Source organism: Streptomyces sp. NPDC002853 (assembly GCF_053591915.1).
In genome coordinates this window covers 186,355-201,941 of the sequence record NZ_JBSFUS010000013.1, presented here as the reverse complement: position 1 = coordinate 201,941, position 15,587 = coordinate 186,355, and the positions used below count along the sequence as shown (strand labels likewise).

Sequence of the window (15,587 nt, the reverse complement as noted above, 5' to 3'; positions counted from 1 at the left end):
GGCGTCCCCGTGGTGCGGAGCAGGCGGGCGCACCGGCAGGCATTGCAGGAAAGTCCCACCGCGATGCCGGTATTGCCGTATCTGGCTGCGATTTTTCTGCAATCCGCCCGACCGATCCGGGGCGACCGATCCGGGGCGCCCGGTTCCGGACCAGACGCCCTCGCGAGTGCACCCGGTCCGGACCAGGCCGTCCACAGATTGAGTCGTTTCAGTTTTCGGCTCCGAGGTCTTGTCCTGACATTCACGCGGTGCCTAGGGTCGATCTCGGTGCAAGCGCTTTCTGAGCCCGTTCGAGGAGACCGTATGGCTTCCACTCCCACTCGTCCACGGGCCGCCGTCGTCGGCACCGGCGGCATCGTCACCGGAAGTCATCTGTCCGCCCTGCGGGCCCACTCCGACCGCATCGAGCTCAGAGCCGCCGTGGACGTCGACCCGGCACGGCTCGCGGCGTTCCGCGCCGAGGCCGCGGCGCTGGACATGGACGTCGAGGGCTATACGGACGTCGACGCGATGCTCGACGCGGTCCGCCCCGACCTGGTCCTGATCGGCACGCCGCCGTCCCTGCACCGGGCCCAGACCGTGGCCGCCCTGAAGGCCGGCGCGTGGGTGCTGTGCGAGAAGCCGCTGTGTCTCTCCCTCGCCGAGTACGACGAGATCGCCGCCGCCGAGGAGGCGTCGGGAGCGTACGCCTCGGTGGTCTTCCAGCACCGCTACGGCTCGGGCGCCGTCCACGCCCGCGAACTGATCGAGAGCGGCGAGCTCGGCACGCCCCGGGTCGCGCACTGCCAGACCACCTGGCACCGCGACAGCGCCTACTACGCGGTGCCGTGGCGCGGCCGGTGGGCGAGCGAGGGCGGCGGCCCCACCATGGGCCACGGCATCCACCAGTTCGACCTGCTGCTGCACCTGCTCGGCGACTGGACCGAGGTGCGTGCCATGGCGGCCCGCCTCGTGCACGACACGGAGAGCGAGGACGTGTCGACCGCCCTGGTGCGCTTCGAGAGCGGCGCGCTCGCCACCGTCGTCAACAGCGTCCTGTCCCCGCACGAGGTCAGCCGCATCCGTATCGACCTGGCCGACGCGACGCTCGAACTCACCCATCTCTACGGCCACTCCAACGACGACTGGGTCTATACGCCCGCCCCGCACGTGGACGTCGCACGCGCCGACTCCTGGCGCACTCCCGCCGCCGACGTGCCCAGCTCGCACGCCGCCCAGCTCGGCGCGGTCCTCGACGCGTACGAGCAGGGCGTACGGCCGCCGGGCAGTGGCGCCGACGCCCGGCGCACCCTCGAGCTCGCCGCCGCGCTCTACAAGTCGGCGTTCACCGGACATCCGGTGCGCGCGGGAGAGATCGCCTCCGGAGACCCCTACTACCAGGCCATGCACGGCAACCACCCCGACTGGAGCCGCATGCGATGACGATCCAGGTCACCCACATCCACGGCGAGCGGATCACGGTCACCTCCGGCGGTGTCGAACTGCTCAGCTACGTCTACGCACCGGACCCGGACGCCTTCGAGGCCCGCAAGCCCTACATCCACCCCCTGCGCACCCTGGCCGGACACCAGGTCTCCGGGTACCGCCCGAACGACCACCGCTGGCACAAGGGCCTGCAGATGACCGCGAGCCATCTGTCGGGGCAGAACTTCTGGGGCGGCAACAGCTATGTCCACGGCGAGGGTTATCTGCGCCTGCCGGAGCGCGTCGGGTCCATGCGCCACGACGGCTTCTGCGCCCTCGACGTCGACGAGGACCGCCTCCACCTCACCGAGGAGCTCACCTGGATCGAGAACGGCGGCCAGGAATGGGCCAGGGAAGAGCGCGACATCACCGTCCACTCCGTCGACGAGGACGCGGGGTCCTGGGCCGTCGACTGGTCGATCCGCCTGACCAACATCCGCGACGAACCCCTGCGCTTCGGCTCGCCGACCACCGCGGGCCGCGACATGGCCGGATACACGGGCCTTCAGTGGCGTGGTCCGCGTGACTTCACCGGCGGCACCGCCTTCGGCCCCGACGACGAGAAGGACGCCGCCGGTCTCATGGGCACCCAGGGTCCTTGGCTCGCCTTCACCGCCGAGCACGACGACGTCGACGCGCACTCCACGCTCGTCTTCGCGCACGCTCCGGAGAATTTCGAGGGCACGAGCGCGATCAACGCGTCTCACTGGTTCGTACGCTCCGAACCCATCTCCATCGTCGCCTTCTCCTGGGCGTTCTTCGACGAGTTCGTGCTGGCACCGGGCGCATCCTTCACCTACCGCTACCGCGTCGTGATCGCCGACGGAGCCTGGGACCGCGACCGCGTCGCCACCCACCTGAAGGGACTGACATGGTGAGCCTGCCGCACCCCCTGCCCGGAGCCATCGGCCTCTCGCACCTGAGCGCGTACGACTGGGAGGCGGCCGACGGCGTCTGCGGCGGCAGCCCGCATCTGCACCTGGTCTGCACGGAGGCGTACGTCGTCACCGGCGGCCGCGGCGCCGTCCAGACCCTCAGCCCCGAGGGCTATCGCGAGGTCCCCCTGGAAGCGGGCTCCGTCGCGTGGTTCACTCCCGGAACCGTGCACCGCATGGTGCAGGGCGGCGACCTGCGGATCACGGTCCTGATGCAGAACAGCGGCCTGCCCGAGGCCGGGGACGCCGTCTTCACCTTCCCGCCCGATGTCCTAGCCGACCCGGAGCGGTACGCCGCCGCGGCACGGCTCCCCGCGAGGACCGGACCGGAGGCCGAAGCCGCCGCCCGCAAACGGCGTGACCTGGCCGTCGAGGGATACCTGCCGCTGCGCGACGCGCTCGAAGCCGGGGACAACGGCCCCTACCTGCAGTTCCAGCAGGCCGCGGCCCGGCTCGTGCGTGACAAGGTCCCCACCTGGCGCGAGCTGTGGCGGGCCGGCGCCCTGGCCACCGCCGAACGCACCGGTGCCCAGCTCGACGCACTCGAATCCGGCAGCCCCGACTACCTCGCGGGCTCGCTCTCGTACGACAGCCGCCCATCGCGCCTCGGCGGCTACGGCATGTGCGGGCGCCGCGACGAGTACGAACTGCCGGGGACCACGCTGCCGTACTACGGCGAGTAGCCGCCCGCCGCACGCAGCCCGCGGACCCTCACCTCCGTCTACGTACACGGGGGAGGGCCTGCGGAAGGACGCCGGAACGCGGTGGGCAACCACCGGATCACCGACGACCGGATCACCTTCGGCCGCGGCAACGCAAGGGCGGCAAGCAGCCTCCCGTGGTCGAGCCGGGGGAGCGCTACACCTGGATGAACGGCTCGCTCACGCCGGACGGCATCCGCGTCCTGATCACCGGCCGTTCGCCGCTGACGTATCGGCTGACCCTGCGCTGACGTGACCGCGCTGCTCCGGGCGGCGGGCGAGGAAGACCAGCTCCTTGCCGGGGCGGTCCGGGGCGTCGCGGATCTCGTCCACGACGTAGCCGTGCGCGGTGAGCGAGGTGACCACCTCGTCGCGCTCGCGGAAGCGCAGGGTGGAGGCGGAGGTGAAGGTCTCGCCCCTCGCGGTGAGGACGTAAGTGTGGCGGAAGGACACCAGGGGCAGGCTGACGTCGGTGACGTCCACCCAGGTCTCGACGTCACCGACGCCGTCGACGGTGACCGTGCGCAGGGTCGCGTCGCGGTTCCACTCCTCCCACGCCCGCCGGGCCGGGTCGCGGGTCTCGAAGACGAGGTGGCCGCCCGGCCGCAGCGCGGCTTGGACGGCGCGCAGGGTGCCCTCCCACACCTGCGGGTCCACGATCGCCTGCGCGACGTTCGCGGTCATGGTGGCCAGGTCCACCCGCAGCTCGGGTAGGTCCCTCGCGTCGCCGTGGATCCAGCGCACGCGCTCGCTCCCGGGCTTGGAGCGCGCGACGTCGAGGGAGGCCGCGGCCGGGTCGACGCCGGTCACCCGCAGCCCGCGGTCGGCGAGGAGCAGTGCGAACGTACCGGTGCCGCACCCGACATCCAGGACCTGATGTGCTCTCAGTTCCGTCGCGATGTCGGCGTATACGTCCAGATCACCGCGGTCCGCGTCGAGCGGATCGTAGAGCTTCGCCAGCCTCGGGTTCTCGTACGCCTCGTCTGCCACGCCCGGGAGGCTAGCAACGCGAGCGACGGTGGGGCACTCATTATTCGTGCCCCACCGTCGCCGCCGTCGCTCTCGCCGTCGTCTATCGGTTGACGGTCAACTCCTGGATGCCCGCGGGCTTCTTGGCGTCCTTGGAGGTGATGGTCACGCGCACGTAGCGGGCCGTGGCCCCGTCCGGGTCGGCGGTCTTCCAGTGCCGACCGTCGAGCGACGTCCGCACGGTGTGCTTCGTCGGCTTCACGTCCGTCCAGCGCGGGGTGATCTCGGCGACGCGGGAGACCCTGCCGAGGTCCGCGGTGAGGGTGGCACGCGTGGTCTCGGGGACCCAGGCGGTGGCGGTGTTGCCGTCGAGCGCGGCGTCCGCGTACTGGCCCGGCTGCTCCGAACTCGCCTTCGCGCTGCGGCACCTGGCGAGGTTGTCGGTGGGCGCCAGGTCCGGGCGGCGGGTCTTGAGGTGCGCGGGCGCGTCCCGGCTGACGATCTGCTTGCCCTGCGGCGTCTCGATCTCGAAGGGCTCGCCATGGGTGAGGCGCACGGTGGTGTCGTGGGCGCCGATGGCGATGTCGTACGTACGGCCCTGCCAGTGCAGATTGTTCAGCTTCACGCCCTGGGACAGTTGCGGTGGCAGCATCGGGTCGAGGTGCACGCTGTTCTCGCGCATGCGCTGCCCGGTCAGGCCGTTGGTGAAGACCTGGAGGAAGCCGCCCTGGCCGGTGGTGAAGTTCTGCGCGGGGGAGCCCGAGAGCGGGTCGGAGGCCCCCGCCTTCTCGCCGCGCGCCTCTGAGAACAGGTCGAACGGGCCGCGCACGAAGGGGCGGATGGAGCGCGTCAGGTAGGTGTACGCGGAGCAGCCGGGCTCACCGATGGCGGCGGCGTCGATGGCGTGCACCGAGTCGGTCATGGCAGGGCCGTCGGGGTCGGTGCGGGCCGCGTAGTAGTCGAGGGTGTTGGTGGCGGCCTTCTTCGACATCGGCCACTCCAGCGGGTACATCAGGAGCACGGTGTCCGCCTGCTTGATCACCGAGCCCTTGTAGCCGTCGTACTGCTGGAAGACCTGCTTCGTCTTGTCGTAGGGGATGCGCAGCTTGTCGGCGACGGTGTTCCAGGCCGCCGGGGCGTCCTTGCCGAGGAGCTTCGCGGCGCGGGCGGCGGTGCGCAGGGTGGTCGCGGCGCCGGCGTTGGTGAAGACGCCGTCATCGACTCCGTTGCTGTACTCGTCGGGGCCCGCGACGTCCTTGACGGAGTAGCTGCCGTCGGCGTTGCGTGTGGCGCGGTCGGCCCAGAACTCGGCGATGCCCTTGATCACCGGCCAGCCGCGGGTGCGCAGCCAGTGGGTGTCCTTGGTCGCGAGGTAGTACTGCCAGGCCGCCAGGGCGACATCGCTCTGCAGGTGGTTCTGGGTGCGGCAGTGCGGCGGGTCCACGCTGTGGCACTCGGCCTTGAGGTTGCCCTTGCTCGCGCTCGTCCATGGGTAGAAGAGGCCGGGGTGGCCGAGCTTCGCCGCGTTGGCGCGGGCGGCGGTCCGGGTGCGGTAGCGGTAGTCCACCACGGACTTGGCGAGGTCGGGATGGGCGGCGAGCAGCGCCGGGTACATCCAGGTCTCGGCGTCCCAGAAGACGAGCCCGGCATAGTTGTCGCTGCTCAGGCCGGTGGGGGAGATGCTGTTGGCCGAGCCGGTGCGGGAGCTGGAGAGCAGGCCGTACTGGGCGGACCGCACCCATGACTGGAGCTCGCCCCGGCCGGGCACCTCGATGTCGCTGCGCCACAGCTTGCGCCAGGCGGCGGTGTGCCCGGCGAACAGCGCGTCCCAGCCGCGTCCGGCGGCGTGCCGCGAGGCGGCGACGGCGTCGCGCTCGGGGGAGCGGGACGTCAGCGCGGTGTCGACGCCGACGTACTTGGTCAGCTCGTAGGTCCGGCCGGAGCGGACCGGCACGGCGACGGACTGATGCGCGCTCAACTTGCGGGCGGGACGTGAGGTTTGTTCATTTCCTGTACGCACGCCGTGCCCGGCGCGGAGTGTGGAGGCGACCGCCCCCTTGGTCTTCGTGCCGTCCGTGCGGAACCCCACGGACATGGTCCCTTCGGAGCGGGCGCCGCTTCCGGTGGCGGACATGCGCCGGGCGCCGCGTCCGTCGATGCGGTCGGTGACCTTCGCCTCGCCGTCCCAGTGCGGGGTCATGCGCAGACGTACGGCGCCGACGTGGGGGTTGGCGCGGTCCGCGAGGACGTCGTAGACGAGGTCGGTGGCCCGGCCGTCGGCGGCCCTCCAGGTGAGCTCGGTGCGCACCAGGCCGCGGCGCAGGTCGAGGCTCTGCCGGTAGTGCGAGATCCGGGCGGCCGGAGTGGCGGAGGTGAACGTCTCGGAAGCTTGTCCGCCGGTGGACACCGTGAGCGGGCTCCAGGTGGGGATGGCCGCGGCGACCTCGCGGTTCTCGGTGGTGTCCTTGTTGTGCGCGTAGAGCCCGGAGACGAAGGAACCGTCGTAGCGGCGGCTGAACAGCGGCCAGCCGGTCTTGGCTTCGGAGGCGGCGTAGCCGGATCCGTTGGGCGCGACGCGCTGGCCGAGGTAGCCGTTGCCGACGAAGGCGTGGTGCGTGTCCTTCGGATCGATGCGGTGGGACGTCAGCGTCCAGCCCTCGTCGTGCGAGCGCCCGGGCGTCGTCGGCCCGTCGGTTCTCAAGGGCGCGATGTCGGCCGCCGCGGTGGGGGGAACGGCCGCGGCGAGCACACCCACGAGGAGGGGTGCGATGAACCGGGCCGTGCGGGGGAGGGACCTCATTGTGCTCCGTTGCGGGGTCGCCGGGAAGGTCAAGCGACCATAAAGATGTGAACGGTCCGCGTCAATGAATCGCGCGATGTGTTGAAGAATCAAACGAACCGGTGAGTAGGGCCCCGGCCGTGAGCGGGACCTATGCCTTGGTGTCGCGCGCCCAGAGCGAGCGGACATGCCCGAGATGCCGGGCCATGCACTGTTCCGCCCCTTCGGCGTCCCCGGCCACCATCAGGTCCAGGAGTTCGATGTGCTCCTGCGCGGAGGGGATCAGGCGGCCGCGTTCGTCCAGCGCCGTGAGGCCGTAGAGCCGGGAGCGCTTGCGCAGGTCGCCGACGGTCTCGACGAGCCGGTCGTTGCCGCCGAGCGCGAGCAGGGAGAGGTGGAAACGGCGGTCGGCCTCGAGATAGCCGATGAGGTCGTGATCGCGGGCGGCGCGCACGATCTCATCCGCCACGGGACGCAGCTCCTCCAGGTCCGCGCGCGACGCCGACCGGGTGATGCGGCCGATCATCGGGACCTCGATGAGGGTGCGGATCTCGGTGTACTGGTCGAGGTCGCGCTCATTGACCTCGGTGACGCGAAAGCCCTTGTTGCGGACCGGTTCCACCAGACCTTCGCTGGCCAGGTCGAGCATCGCCTCGCGTACCGGCGTCGCGGAGATCCCGAAGTCCTCGGCGAGCACGGGCGCCGAGTAGACCTCGCCGGGCCGCAGTTCGCCGGATATCAGCGCGGCCCGCAGATGATGGGCGACCTGATCGCGCAGCCGCTCCCGGGGAGTGACGAGGGTGCGCTGTGAGAGGTGACCCATGGTGGTGATCCCTTCGTGACCCCGCAGGTCGTGGCCCACGCGCCCGCCCCGAGTGGTTCACCAGCGTACAAGGTCACCTACCTCTCGCCCCGGGATCCGGTGCACGCCGTCCCGGCAGGTGGACGGTGTGAACACGCCCCAGCTGCAGTGGAGTTGTGGGGGAGGAGCCGCGAGACGCCCGGCGTCTGAGGGGTTGTCAGTGCCATTTCACATTACTACGTTACGCATCACATGGCGCGCCCCGCATGCCGCAAGTGGCCCTGCCCGCACGGTGGTTGGGGCCCGTGTGACCTCGCGTCGTGCGCACGCACCGCTTGCCCCACCTCCCACACATCAGGAGCCTGTCGTGCACCAGCCCCGAACCCTGCGCAGATCCGTGGTCGCCGCGGCGATATCCGTGACCTTGTGTGCCACGGCCGCACCGGCTGCCCATGCCGGCGCCCCCGAGCCCGCCCCGCGCGCGGCCGCTCCCGCCGCCGCGCCCGCACCTGAGAAGCCGAGCCCCCTGGACCGCGTCGACCGCCGCGCCAAGGCCCCGAAGTCCGCCACCTGGAAGCTCCCCGCCCCCGGCGGACTCACCGACGGCCGCGTCCCCGGCCCGCGCACGGACCAGGCGAAAACCGCGCCCGAGGTCCCTCGCGCCACCGTCGGCGAGGCGTCGGTTCCCTGCACCCTCGACGGCGTCACCGGCCTGACGCCCGCCCAGTTCGTCGAGTTCCTCGCCGATCCCGCCGTCACCGCCGACGGTTGTCTGCGCGGACTCATCTGGACCTGGGACCGGCGCCTGGCCCCCGTCATGTCGGGCGCGCACATCCAGGCCGTGTCCCGGCGCGTCACCCAACTCGCCGCGTCCCACGACGGCACCAACGGCAGCCACCTGCTGGAGATGTTCACCTACCTGCATGCCGTCTCCTACCAGGGCTTCTCACACGACGAGGTCGACATCACCGACCCGGCCACCCTGGCCGCCATGCGACGCGCCGTGGACGCCTTCGGGACGGCCGCCCACGCCTTCGACGTCACCCGCTCCAACGCCGAGACGCTCCGCGAGGCACTGACGGCGGCCAGTGCCTCGGGGCTGCGTCAGCATCAACTCCCGCTCGTGAAAAGGGTGCTGGCGACCATGGACGCCGCTCACCCCGACACCGCGCAGGACACCGCCTGGGCGGGCGCCGCCCTCTCCGCGCTCACCGTGAACTACCTCGGCGTCTACCCCGGCAACCAGGACACCGCCTTCCGCGCCGCGGTGGCCGCCGACCCCTCCTATCGCGCCGCCTTCAAGGCGTTCGCCGGGCACACCCATCTCAAGGGCAGGCCCAACGCCTGGGTGGTCCGCGACGCGGTGAGCGAATACGGCAGGTTCGGCCAGATCGACGCCCTGCGCACCGAGACCGTCGCCGGGCTCGGCCCGCTCCTGGACACCACCGCCCGCAACTTCGGTGACGGCAGTGCCCCGTGGGCGAAGGTCGTCACCTGGCTGATCGCCTTCGAGGCCTGCGAGCCGTACAAGGTGTGCAGAACCGACATCGAGCGCCGCCTCTTCCCGCGGACCTACGCGTACGACGCGGGTGGCATGAAGGTCCGCACCGCTCTCGACCAAAACACCGTCGACCAGCTCTACTACGCGAGCAAGCAGGTCAAGGCCCAGTTCCACCGCGTCGTCGGCACCCACGAGCCGCTGGGCGGTGACCCCAACACGACCCTCACCACGGTCCTGTACGCCTCCCGCGCCGAGTACGAGAACTTCCACCCGCTCCTGACGGGCATGGGCACCGACAACGGCGGCGTCTACATCGAGAGGGGCGCGACCTTCTACACCTACCAGCGGCGCGTCCCCCAGGACTCCTCGCTGACACTCGAGGAGCTGTTCCGCCACGAGTACACCCACTACCTCAACGGCCGCTGGGCCGTGCCCGGCTTCTTCGGAGAGGGGCCGTGGTACGAGGGCGACCGGACGACCGCGATGGACGAGGGCACGGCGGAGTTCTTCGACGGCGCCACCCGCGACGACGGCATCAAGGTCCGCAAGTCCCTGATCCAGGGCATCATCGACGACACCGCGGGCGGCGGGCCGCGCATGACCGTGGACCAGCTGCTGCACGCCACCTACGACGGGGACGGCTTCCGCTTCTACGACTACGCGGGCGCGTTCTTCGAGTTCCTGTGGACCGAACGCCCCGCGCTGATCAAGGAGATGTACCGCCACCTGCGCGCCGACAACCCAAGTGCCTTCGACGCCTGGCGCGACCGCCTGGGCCGTGACGCCGGGCTGCAGAGCGCCTACGACGCCTTCCTCGACCAGCAGATCGCGCACGTCGACGACCTGTTCGTCCCCGACACCAGCTACGTCCCCGTCGACCGGCTGCGCGCCAGCACGGCGGGCCAGGTCCGCTCCTCGTTCATCGCGACGACCGGCATCACGCCCGACTGCCGCTCCACCAAGTCGGCGGCTCGCCCGCGGTTCGTGTGCACCGGCCGGATCACCGCCAACCTCAGCGACGCGGCCGACCCCGACCTCGTCTTCAAGGACATGTCCGAGACCGTGGACGCCTTCATCCTCGACCGCGCCGCGGGCGGCGACAACAACCTCACCGACATGAACTGCGCCTTCGGCGAGGTGGACATCTGGACCAACGGCCGCGCGGGAACGTCCGCCTACACCTGCGAGGGCCCCCTGCGGGGCTGAGCCCCGGGAAGTCAAAAGCCGTACGACACCGGTGATTTCGCCGATGTCGACACCCTGTCAGCACCGCCACGGTGGGGACCGCAACGAACACGGCGGTCTCCACCGGGGCGTATCTCCCTCTCCCTGGTGGCCCCGCCACGACCGAGAGGACCCCTCCGTGCGCCTGCACGTCTTCTCCCGCCCTGTGGTGCGGGCCGCTCTGGCCGCCGCGGTCGCCACCGCGGGACTCCTCGGCACCGGCCTCGCGCCCGGCGCCCAAGCCGCCGCCGACAACCCGTACGAGCGTGGCCCCGCCCCCACCGTCTCCAGCATCGAGGCCTCGCGCGGCTCGTACGCCGTGTCGCAGACCAGCGTCTCGTCGCTGGGCGTGTCCGGCTTCGGCGGCGGCACCATCTACTACCCGACGTCCACCGCCGACGGCACCTTCGGCGCGGTCGTCATCTCCCCGGGCTTCACCGCCTACCAGTCCAGCATCGCCTGGCTCGGTCCGCGGCTCGCCTCCCAGGGCTTCGTGGTCTTCACCATCGACACCAACACGACGCTCGACCAGCCCGACAGCCGTGGGCGCCAACTCCTGTCCGCGCTCGACTACTTGACCCAGAGCAGCTCGGTCCGGGGCCGCGTCGACGCCTCCCGGCTCGGCGTGATGGGGCACTCGATGGGCGGTGGCGGCACCCTGGAGGCCGCCAAGAGCCGTACCTCGCTGAAGGCGGCGATCCCGCTGACCGGCTGGAACACCGACAAGACCTGGCCCGAACTGCGCACGCCCACCCTCGTCGTGGGCGCCGACGGTGACACCGTCGCCCCCGTGTCCTCACATTCGGAACCGTTCTACCAGTCGCTGCCCAGCACCCTGGACAAGGCGTACCTGGAGCTCAACGGCGCCTCACACTTCACGCCGAACTCGTCCAACACGACGATCGCGAAGTACAGCATCTCCTGGCTCAAGCGGTTCATCGACAACGACACCCGCTACGAGCAGTTCCTCTGCCCGCTGCCCAGGCCGAGCCTGACGATCGAGGAGTACCGGGGCAACTGCCCCCACAGCTCCTGATCCTGATGACCCGTCATGGGGGCCCGTCGTCCGTCGCCGGTCAGCCGGCGGCGGACGACGCGTGCCGTGCCCCGCAACCTGAATTGTGCTCGCGCACACCCGCGGACGGCCGCCGCTGGTGGCGTGCCCAATGCGCCGGACGCGGGGCTTCCGGGCCGTGTTACGCGGAAGTAACGTGCCGGCGTGACCCTTTCGATGACCGACCCCGGCGTACTCAGGGCCCCCGAGCTGCACGGCCGCCGCGCGGAAGTCGCCGCGGTGGAATCCCTGGTGGGGCGCCTGCGGGCCGGCCGGGGCGGGGTACTCGCGCTGACCGCGCAACCCGGCCTCGGCCGCACCGCACTCGTGGAGCACGCGCGGGCGGTCTGCGTCCCGGTCCCCTCGGTTCAGCCGGCCGCCCCGCCGGCGCTGCCGCTCCCGCAGGAGGGCCCGCTGCTCGTGTGCGTCGACGACGCGCATACCTGGCCCCCCGCGGCCAGGACCGCATTCCTGTCCGACCTGCGACGGCTGCCCGCCGAGAGACCCGTGGCCGTCCTGCTCACCGTCGCCGAACACCACGCCATGGCCGGGGAGTTGTACGGACTCGCGACGTTGCGTCTGGGCCCGCTCGACGACACCGCGGCCACCGCCCTGCTCGACCGGCTGACCCGCGGCTCGGCCGACCCGGTCGTCGGAGCCTGGCTCATCCGCGAGGCGGCGGGCAACCCGCGCCTGCTCGCCGCGTTCGCCGCGGCCCTCACCCCCGGCCAACTGGCAGGCCGCACCCCGCTGCCCGATCCGCTGCCCGGCGGGGAGGACGTCCTCCACGACTACGCCGCCCGGGTCGACGAGCTGCCCGGCGACACCCGCGCCCTGCTGCTGCTCGCCGCGGCGGCCGGGGAGCACGAGCCCGAGGGTGCGGGCGCGGACCTGGCCCTGCTGCTGCGGGCCGGCGGCGATCCCGCGGGACTGGCGCCCGCCGAAGCCGCCGGTGCGGTCGTCGGAGCGGGCGGGCGCATCCACTTCACCCACCCCCTGCTGCGCCGGGCCGTGCTGCACCGCGCCCCGCTCGCCCGACGCAGAGCCGCCCACGCGCGCCTCGCCACGGCCTGCCGCGACCGCCTCTCCTGCCTGGTGCAACTCGCCTGCGCCGCGGAGGACCACGACGCGCGGCTCGCCGGAGCCCTCGCCGCCGCGGCGAACGCGCCACGCCCGCACGCCGAGCGATCCGCCGCCCTGGCCCGGGCCGCTGCGCTCACCACCGACACGGCGCTGCGCACCGACCGGCTCGCCGAGGCGGCGGAAGCGGCCCGGCAGGCAGGCGACCCCCTGCGGGCCCGCGCCCTGCTCGCCCGCACCGCCGGCGCACCCGCCCACGGCGGCGTCCACCAGGTGCGCGGACTCCTGTCCCTGGCCGACGGTCCCGCCGCCGACGCCAGGGAGGCCCTGCTCACCGCGGCCGTGCTGCTCCCGCCCGAACCGGCCCGCCACGCGCTGATCGGGGCGGCGGAGGCGGCCTGGGCGATGGGCGACGCCGCCGCGTACAAGGAGGCGATGGCCCGCCTCCCCGTGTGCGCCGACGACCCCCTGCTCGAGGCGTACCGCGCCGGGATGTGCGCGGTCCTCTCGGGCCACATCGCCGAAGGCCACGCTCTGCTGCGCCGCTGCCTGGACGAACTGCCCGGGACGGACGAACCGGCCGGGCTGCTGCGCGCCGGAGCCGCGGCCCTGGTCGTCGGCGAGGTCGAGACAGCCTGCGGGGCGGGCGCCCGCGCGCTGGCCGCCGTACGCGCCTACGGCCCCGAGGTCCTGCTGCCGCGCGCCCTGGAACACCTGGCCTACGGAGAGCTGCGCGCGGGCCGCCACACCACGGCCAGGGCGCACGCCCTGGAAGGGCTCAGGGCCGCGCACCGCACCGGGCAGCCCAACGTCGCGGCCTGTCTGCACGCCGTCCTCGCGCTCGCCGCCTCCGTGGAGGGCGACGCGGAGGCCTGCGCCGGGCACGCGCAGGCCGCGGCCGCGGGCGCGGGTCCGCACGGTCTCAACCAGGCCGCCACCCTCGCCGTCTGGGCCGTCGCCCGGGCGGACCTCGCGGCCGGTCGGCCGGGCGACGCGGCCGCCCGCCTCGCACCCCTGGTCGCCCCGGGACTGCGGCGCGGGCACTTCGCCGTGCGGATGCTGGCCGTCCCCTGCTTCGTGGAAGCGGCCGTCCAGGCAGGGCGCACGGCAGAGGCCCGGAGCGCCACAGCCGAGTTCACCCGCTGGACCGACGCCACCGCCGACCGGCTCGCCCCGGCCCAACTCGCGCGCTGCCGGGCCCTGCTGGCCCCGCAGGCGCAGACGGCTGCCGCGTACGAGAGCGCGCTCGCCCACCACGACCGCTCACCCGGCGAGTTCGAACGCGCCCGTACGCAGCTGCTGTTCGGCCAGTGGCTGCGCCGCAGGCGCCGTACCCGTGAGGCGCGCGGCCCGCTGCGGGACGCGCTGGTCGGCTTCGAGCGGTGCGGGGCACGCGCGTGGGCGGACCGCAGCCGCGGTGAACTCCGCGCGGCGGGCGAGGCGGTGGCCGGGGAGCCGGGGCCGGGGCCGCTGGCGGCGCTGACCCCGCAGCAGCAGCGCATCGCCCGTCATGTGGCGGAGGGCGCCACCAACCGGGAGGTGGCGGTGCGCCTGTCGGTGAGCCACCGCACCGTCGACCACCACCTGCGCAATGTGTTCTCCGCGCTGGGCGTTCGCTCCCGCGTCGAGCTGTCCCGGCTCCTCGCCGGGGACGGAGGGTTGCCGGACCGTGATGAGGAGATTGCCGCCAACCTCTAGGTACCGACCAGGCGGTATGCCATTCTTCGGGCGTCAAGAAGATCCGGCAGTGCGCACACTTCCCGTGGAGGCCTCATGCCACACGTCCTGCGGTCACGGGTCGGGCCCCTGCACGAAGTGCCCGCCATCACCCCGCTCGCACCGGGCGCCCGCTCCCTGCTCGACGCCGAGGCCGTCGCCGTACTGCACCGTGCGGCCCGCGCCCTGCTGAGGAATCTGCCCACGATGACCGACCGGCTCGTGGCGGAACTGCGCGAACAGGAGCCCGCCTACCGCGCGGACATCGAGGCCCGCCCCACCGAGGTGTGGCAGGAGGTCCACCGCTCGCTGCGGTACAGCGTCACCTCGCTCCTCCAGCCGGGGGAGACCAGGGAGGCCGCCCACCGCACGTCCATCCAGATCGCCGGGGTGCGCGCCGAACGGGGCCTGCCGCTCGACGCGCTGCTGCACGCCTTCCGGCTCGGCGGTGCGATGGTGTGGCAGGGCCTGGTCGAGGAGGTGTCCCGCGGCAACCCCGACGACATGGGGCTGCTCATCCATGTCGCCACGGACGTCTGGAACTTCGTCGACGAACACTGCGGTGTGGTCGCCGACGCCTACCGCCGCACCGAACGCCGCATGGCCTGGCGGCACGAGAACCGCCTGCGGCTGCTGACCGCGAGCCTGCTGGACGGCAGCGCCCGCCTGACCGATCTGCCCACCGCCGCCGACGTCCTGGGGCTGCCCGAGGACGGGTGGTACGCCGTGATCGCCGTGGCCGGGGAGGACAGCGGCCTCACCCTGCCGCCGGGCACGCGGACGCTGCGCCACTGCGGCCCCGACGCCCAGTACGCCCTGATCCTGCTCGGTGACGCCGAGGGCGACCCGGCGGCCGAACTGTCCGCGCTCGGCGCCGGTCTCGGCCTGCCGCCGGGGGCCCGCGCCGGCGTCGGCTCACCCGTGGAGGGACTGGCCGCCGTCCCGCACGCCCGCCGCCTCGCCGACACGGCGCTGCGGGCCTGCCCGCGCGGCGGGGGCACCGTGCTCCTCGACGAACGTCTGCCGGATGCCCTGGTCGTCTCATCGCCCGAGCTCGCGGAGGCGCTCGCCGAGCGGGTCCTCGGTCCGCTGCGCTCCCTGGACCCCGCCGACCGGGACCTCCTCCTCGACACCCTCGTCGTCTGGCTGGAGGCCGACGGCTCCGCGCAGCGTGCGGGCACCCGGCTCTACTGTCACCGCAACACCGTCCTCAACCGGCTGCGCCGCGTCGAGCAGTTGACCGGCCGCAGCCTCACCCGGGTCGGCGACCTGGTGGAGATCTCGCTCGCCCTGGGGGCTCGCAGGCTGCTCGGCGGGTGACCGTACGACAGCGGTGGGGCGGCAAGGGAATCCCTTGCCGCC

General features: G+C 72.5%; 10 protein-coding genes. 7 read left to right on the top strand and 3 right to left on the bottom strand.

Features of this window, described 5'->3' with window-relative positions; all coding sequences use genetic code 11:
• Positions 1–303 precede the first annotated feature (303 nt).
• Genes ACWD02_RS33175 through ACWD02_RS33165 form a run of 3 tightly spaced genes read left to right on the top strand, consistent with a single transcriptional unit; the run spans position 304 to position 3,082 of the window.
• Positions 304–1,422 (top strand): Gfo/Idh/MocA family protein, encoded by a 1,119-nt coding sequence (locus ACWD02_RS33175; RefSeq protein WP_451217347.1) that lies wholly within the window; start codon positions 304–306, stop codon positions 1,420–1,422.
• Positions 1,419–2,342, top strand: coding sequence for a DUF6807 domain-containing protein (locus ACWD02_RS33170; RefSeq protein WP_451217344.1), 924 nt, complete (start codon positions 1,419–1,421; stop codon positions 2,340–2,342). Before ACWD02_RS33175 ends, ACWD02_RS33170 begins: the two co-directional genes overlap by 4 nt.
• The gene (locus tag ACWD02_RS33165; RefSeq protein ID WP_451217341.1) at positions 2,336–3,082 is read left to right on the top strand and encodes a cupin; all 747 of its coding nucleotides are present in this window, start codon (positions 2,336–2,338) and stop codon (positions 3,080–3,082) included. Before ACWD02_RS33170 ends, ACWD02_RS33165 begins: the two co-directional genes overlap by 7 nt.
• Before the next feature lie 225 nt (positions 3,083–3,307).
• Here the strand turns inward: ACWD02_RS33165 and ACWD02_RS33160 are convergent, their stop codons facing one another.
• The 3 genes from ACWD02_RS33160 to ACWD02_RS33150 form a co-directional block, all read right to left on the bottom strand.
• A complete protein-coding gene (locus ACWD02_RS33160; RefSeq protein ID WP_451217338.1) occupies positions 3,308–4,090 on the bottom strand; it encodes a class I SAM-dependent methyltransferase in 783 nt (260 codons plus the stop codon).
• Between the two features lie 82 nt (positions 4,091–4,172).
• Complete coding sequence (locus tag ACWD02_RS33155) at positions 4,173–6,869, bottom strand: discoidin domain-containing protein (RefSeq protein WP_451217335.1); 2,697 nt, start codon at positions 6,867–6,869, stop codon at positions 4,173–4,175.
• Between the two features lie 130 nt (positions 6,870–6,999).
• Positions 7,000–7,671 (bottom strand): GntR family transcriptional regulator, encoded by a 672-nt coding sequence (locus tag ACWD02_RS33150; RefSeq protein ID WP_451217332.1) that lies wholly within the window; start codon positions 7,669–7,671, stop codon positions 7,000–7,002.
• A 346-nt stretch (positions 7,672–8,017) separates the two neighbouring features.
• Between ACWD02_RS33150 and ACWD02_RS33145 the strand changes: the two genes are divergently transcribed.
• The 4 genes from ACWD02_RS33145 to ACWD02_RS33130 all read left to right on the top strand — a co-directional run bounded on the left by ACWD02_RS33145 (position 8,018) and on the right by ACWD02_RS33130 (position 15,545).
• Positions 8,018–10,357 (top strand): collagenase, encoded by a 2,340-nt coding sequence (locus ACWD02_RS33145; RefSeq protein WP_451217329.1) that lies wholly within the window; start codon positions 8,018–8,020, stop codon positions 10,355–10,357.
• Positions 10,358–10,514: 157 nt separating this feature from the next.
• Positions 10,515–11,411: a bis(hydroxyethyl) terephthalate hydrolase gene (bdeA, locus tag ACWD02_RS33140; RefSeq protein WP_451217326.1), complete on the top strand. Its 897-nt coding sequence runs from the start codon at positions 10,515–10,517 to the stop codon at positions 11,409–11,411.
• Between the two features lie 195 nt (positions 11,412–11,606).
• Positions 11,607–14,207 carry a LuxR C-terminal-related transcriptional regulator gene (locus ACWD02_RS33135; protein WP_451217668.1) on the top strand — a complete coding sequence of 867 codons (2,601 nt, stop codon included), beginning with the start codon at positions 11,607–11,609 and terminating at the stop codon, positions 14,205–14,207.
• A gap of 75 nt (positions 14,208–14,282) precedes the next feature.
• Positions 14,283–15,545 (top strand): PucR family transcriptional regulator, encoded by a 1,263-nt coding sequence (locus tag ACWD02_RS33130; protein WP_451217323.1) that lies wholly within the window; start codon positions 14,283–14,285, stop codon positions 15,543–15,545.
• Positions 15,546–15,587 lie beyond the last annotated feature (42 nt).

Coding starts and splice junctions, on each gene's coding strand:
- ACWD02_RS33165 (WP_451217341.1), top strand. CDS start 2,336: ATGGTGAGCCTGCCGCACCCCCTGCCCGGAGCCATCGGCCTCTCGCAC.
- ACWD02_RS33135 (WP_451217668.1), top strand. CDS start 11,607: ATGACCGACCCCGGCGTACTCAGGGCCCCCGAGCTGCACGGCCGCCGC.
- ACWD02_RS33150 (WP_451217332.1), bottom strand. CDS start 7,671: ATGGGTCACCTCTCACAGCGCACCCTCGTCACTCCCCGGGAGCGGCTG.
- ACWD02_RS33130 (WP_451217323.1), top strand. CDS start 14,283: ATGCCACACGTCCTGCGGTCACGGGTCGGGCCCCTGCACGAAGTGCCC.
- ACWD02_RS33170 (WP_451217344.1), top strand. CDS start 1,419: ATGACGATCCAGGTCACCCACATCCACGGCGAGCGGATCACGGTCACC.
- ACWD02_RS33155 (WP_451217335.1), bottom strand. CDS start 6,869: ATGAGGTCCCTCCCCCGCACGGCCCGGTTCATCGCACCCCTCCTCGTG.
- ACWD02_RS33175 (WP_451217347.1), top strand. CDS start 304: ATGGCTTCCACTCCCACTCGTCCACGGGCCGCCGTCGTCGGCACCGGC.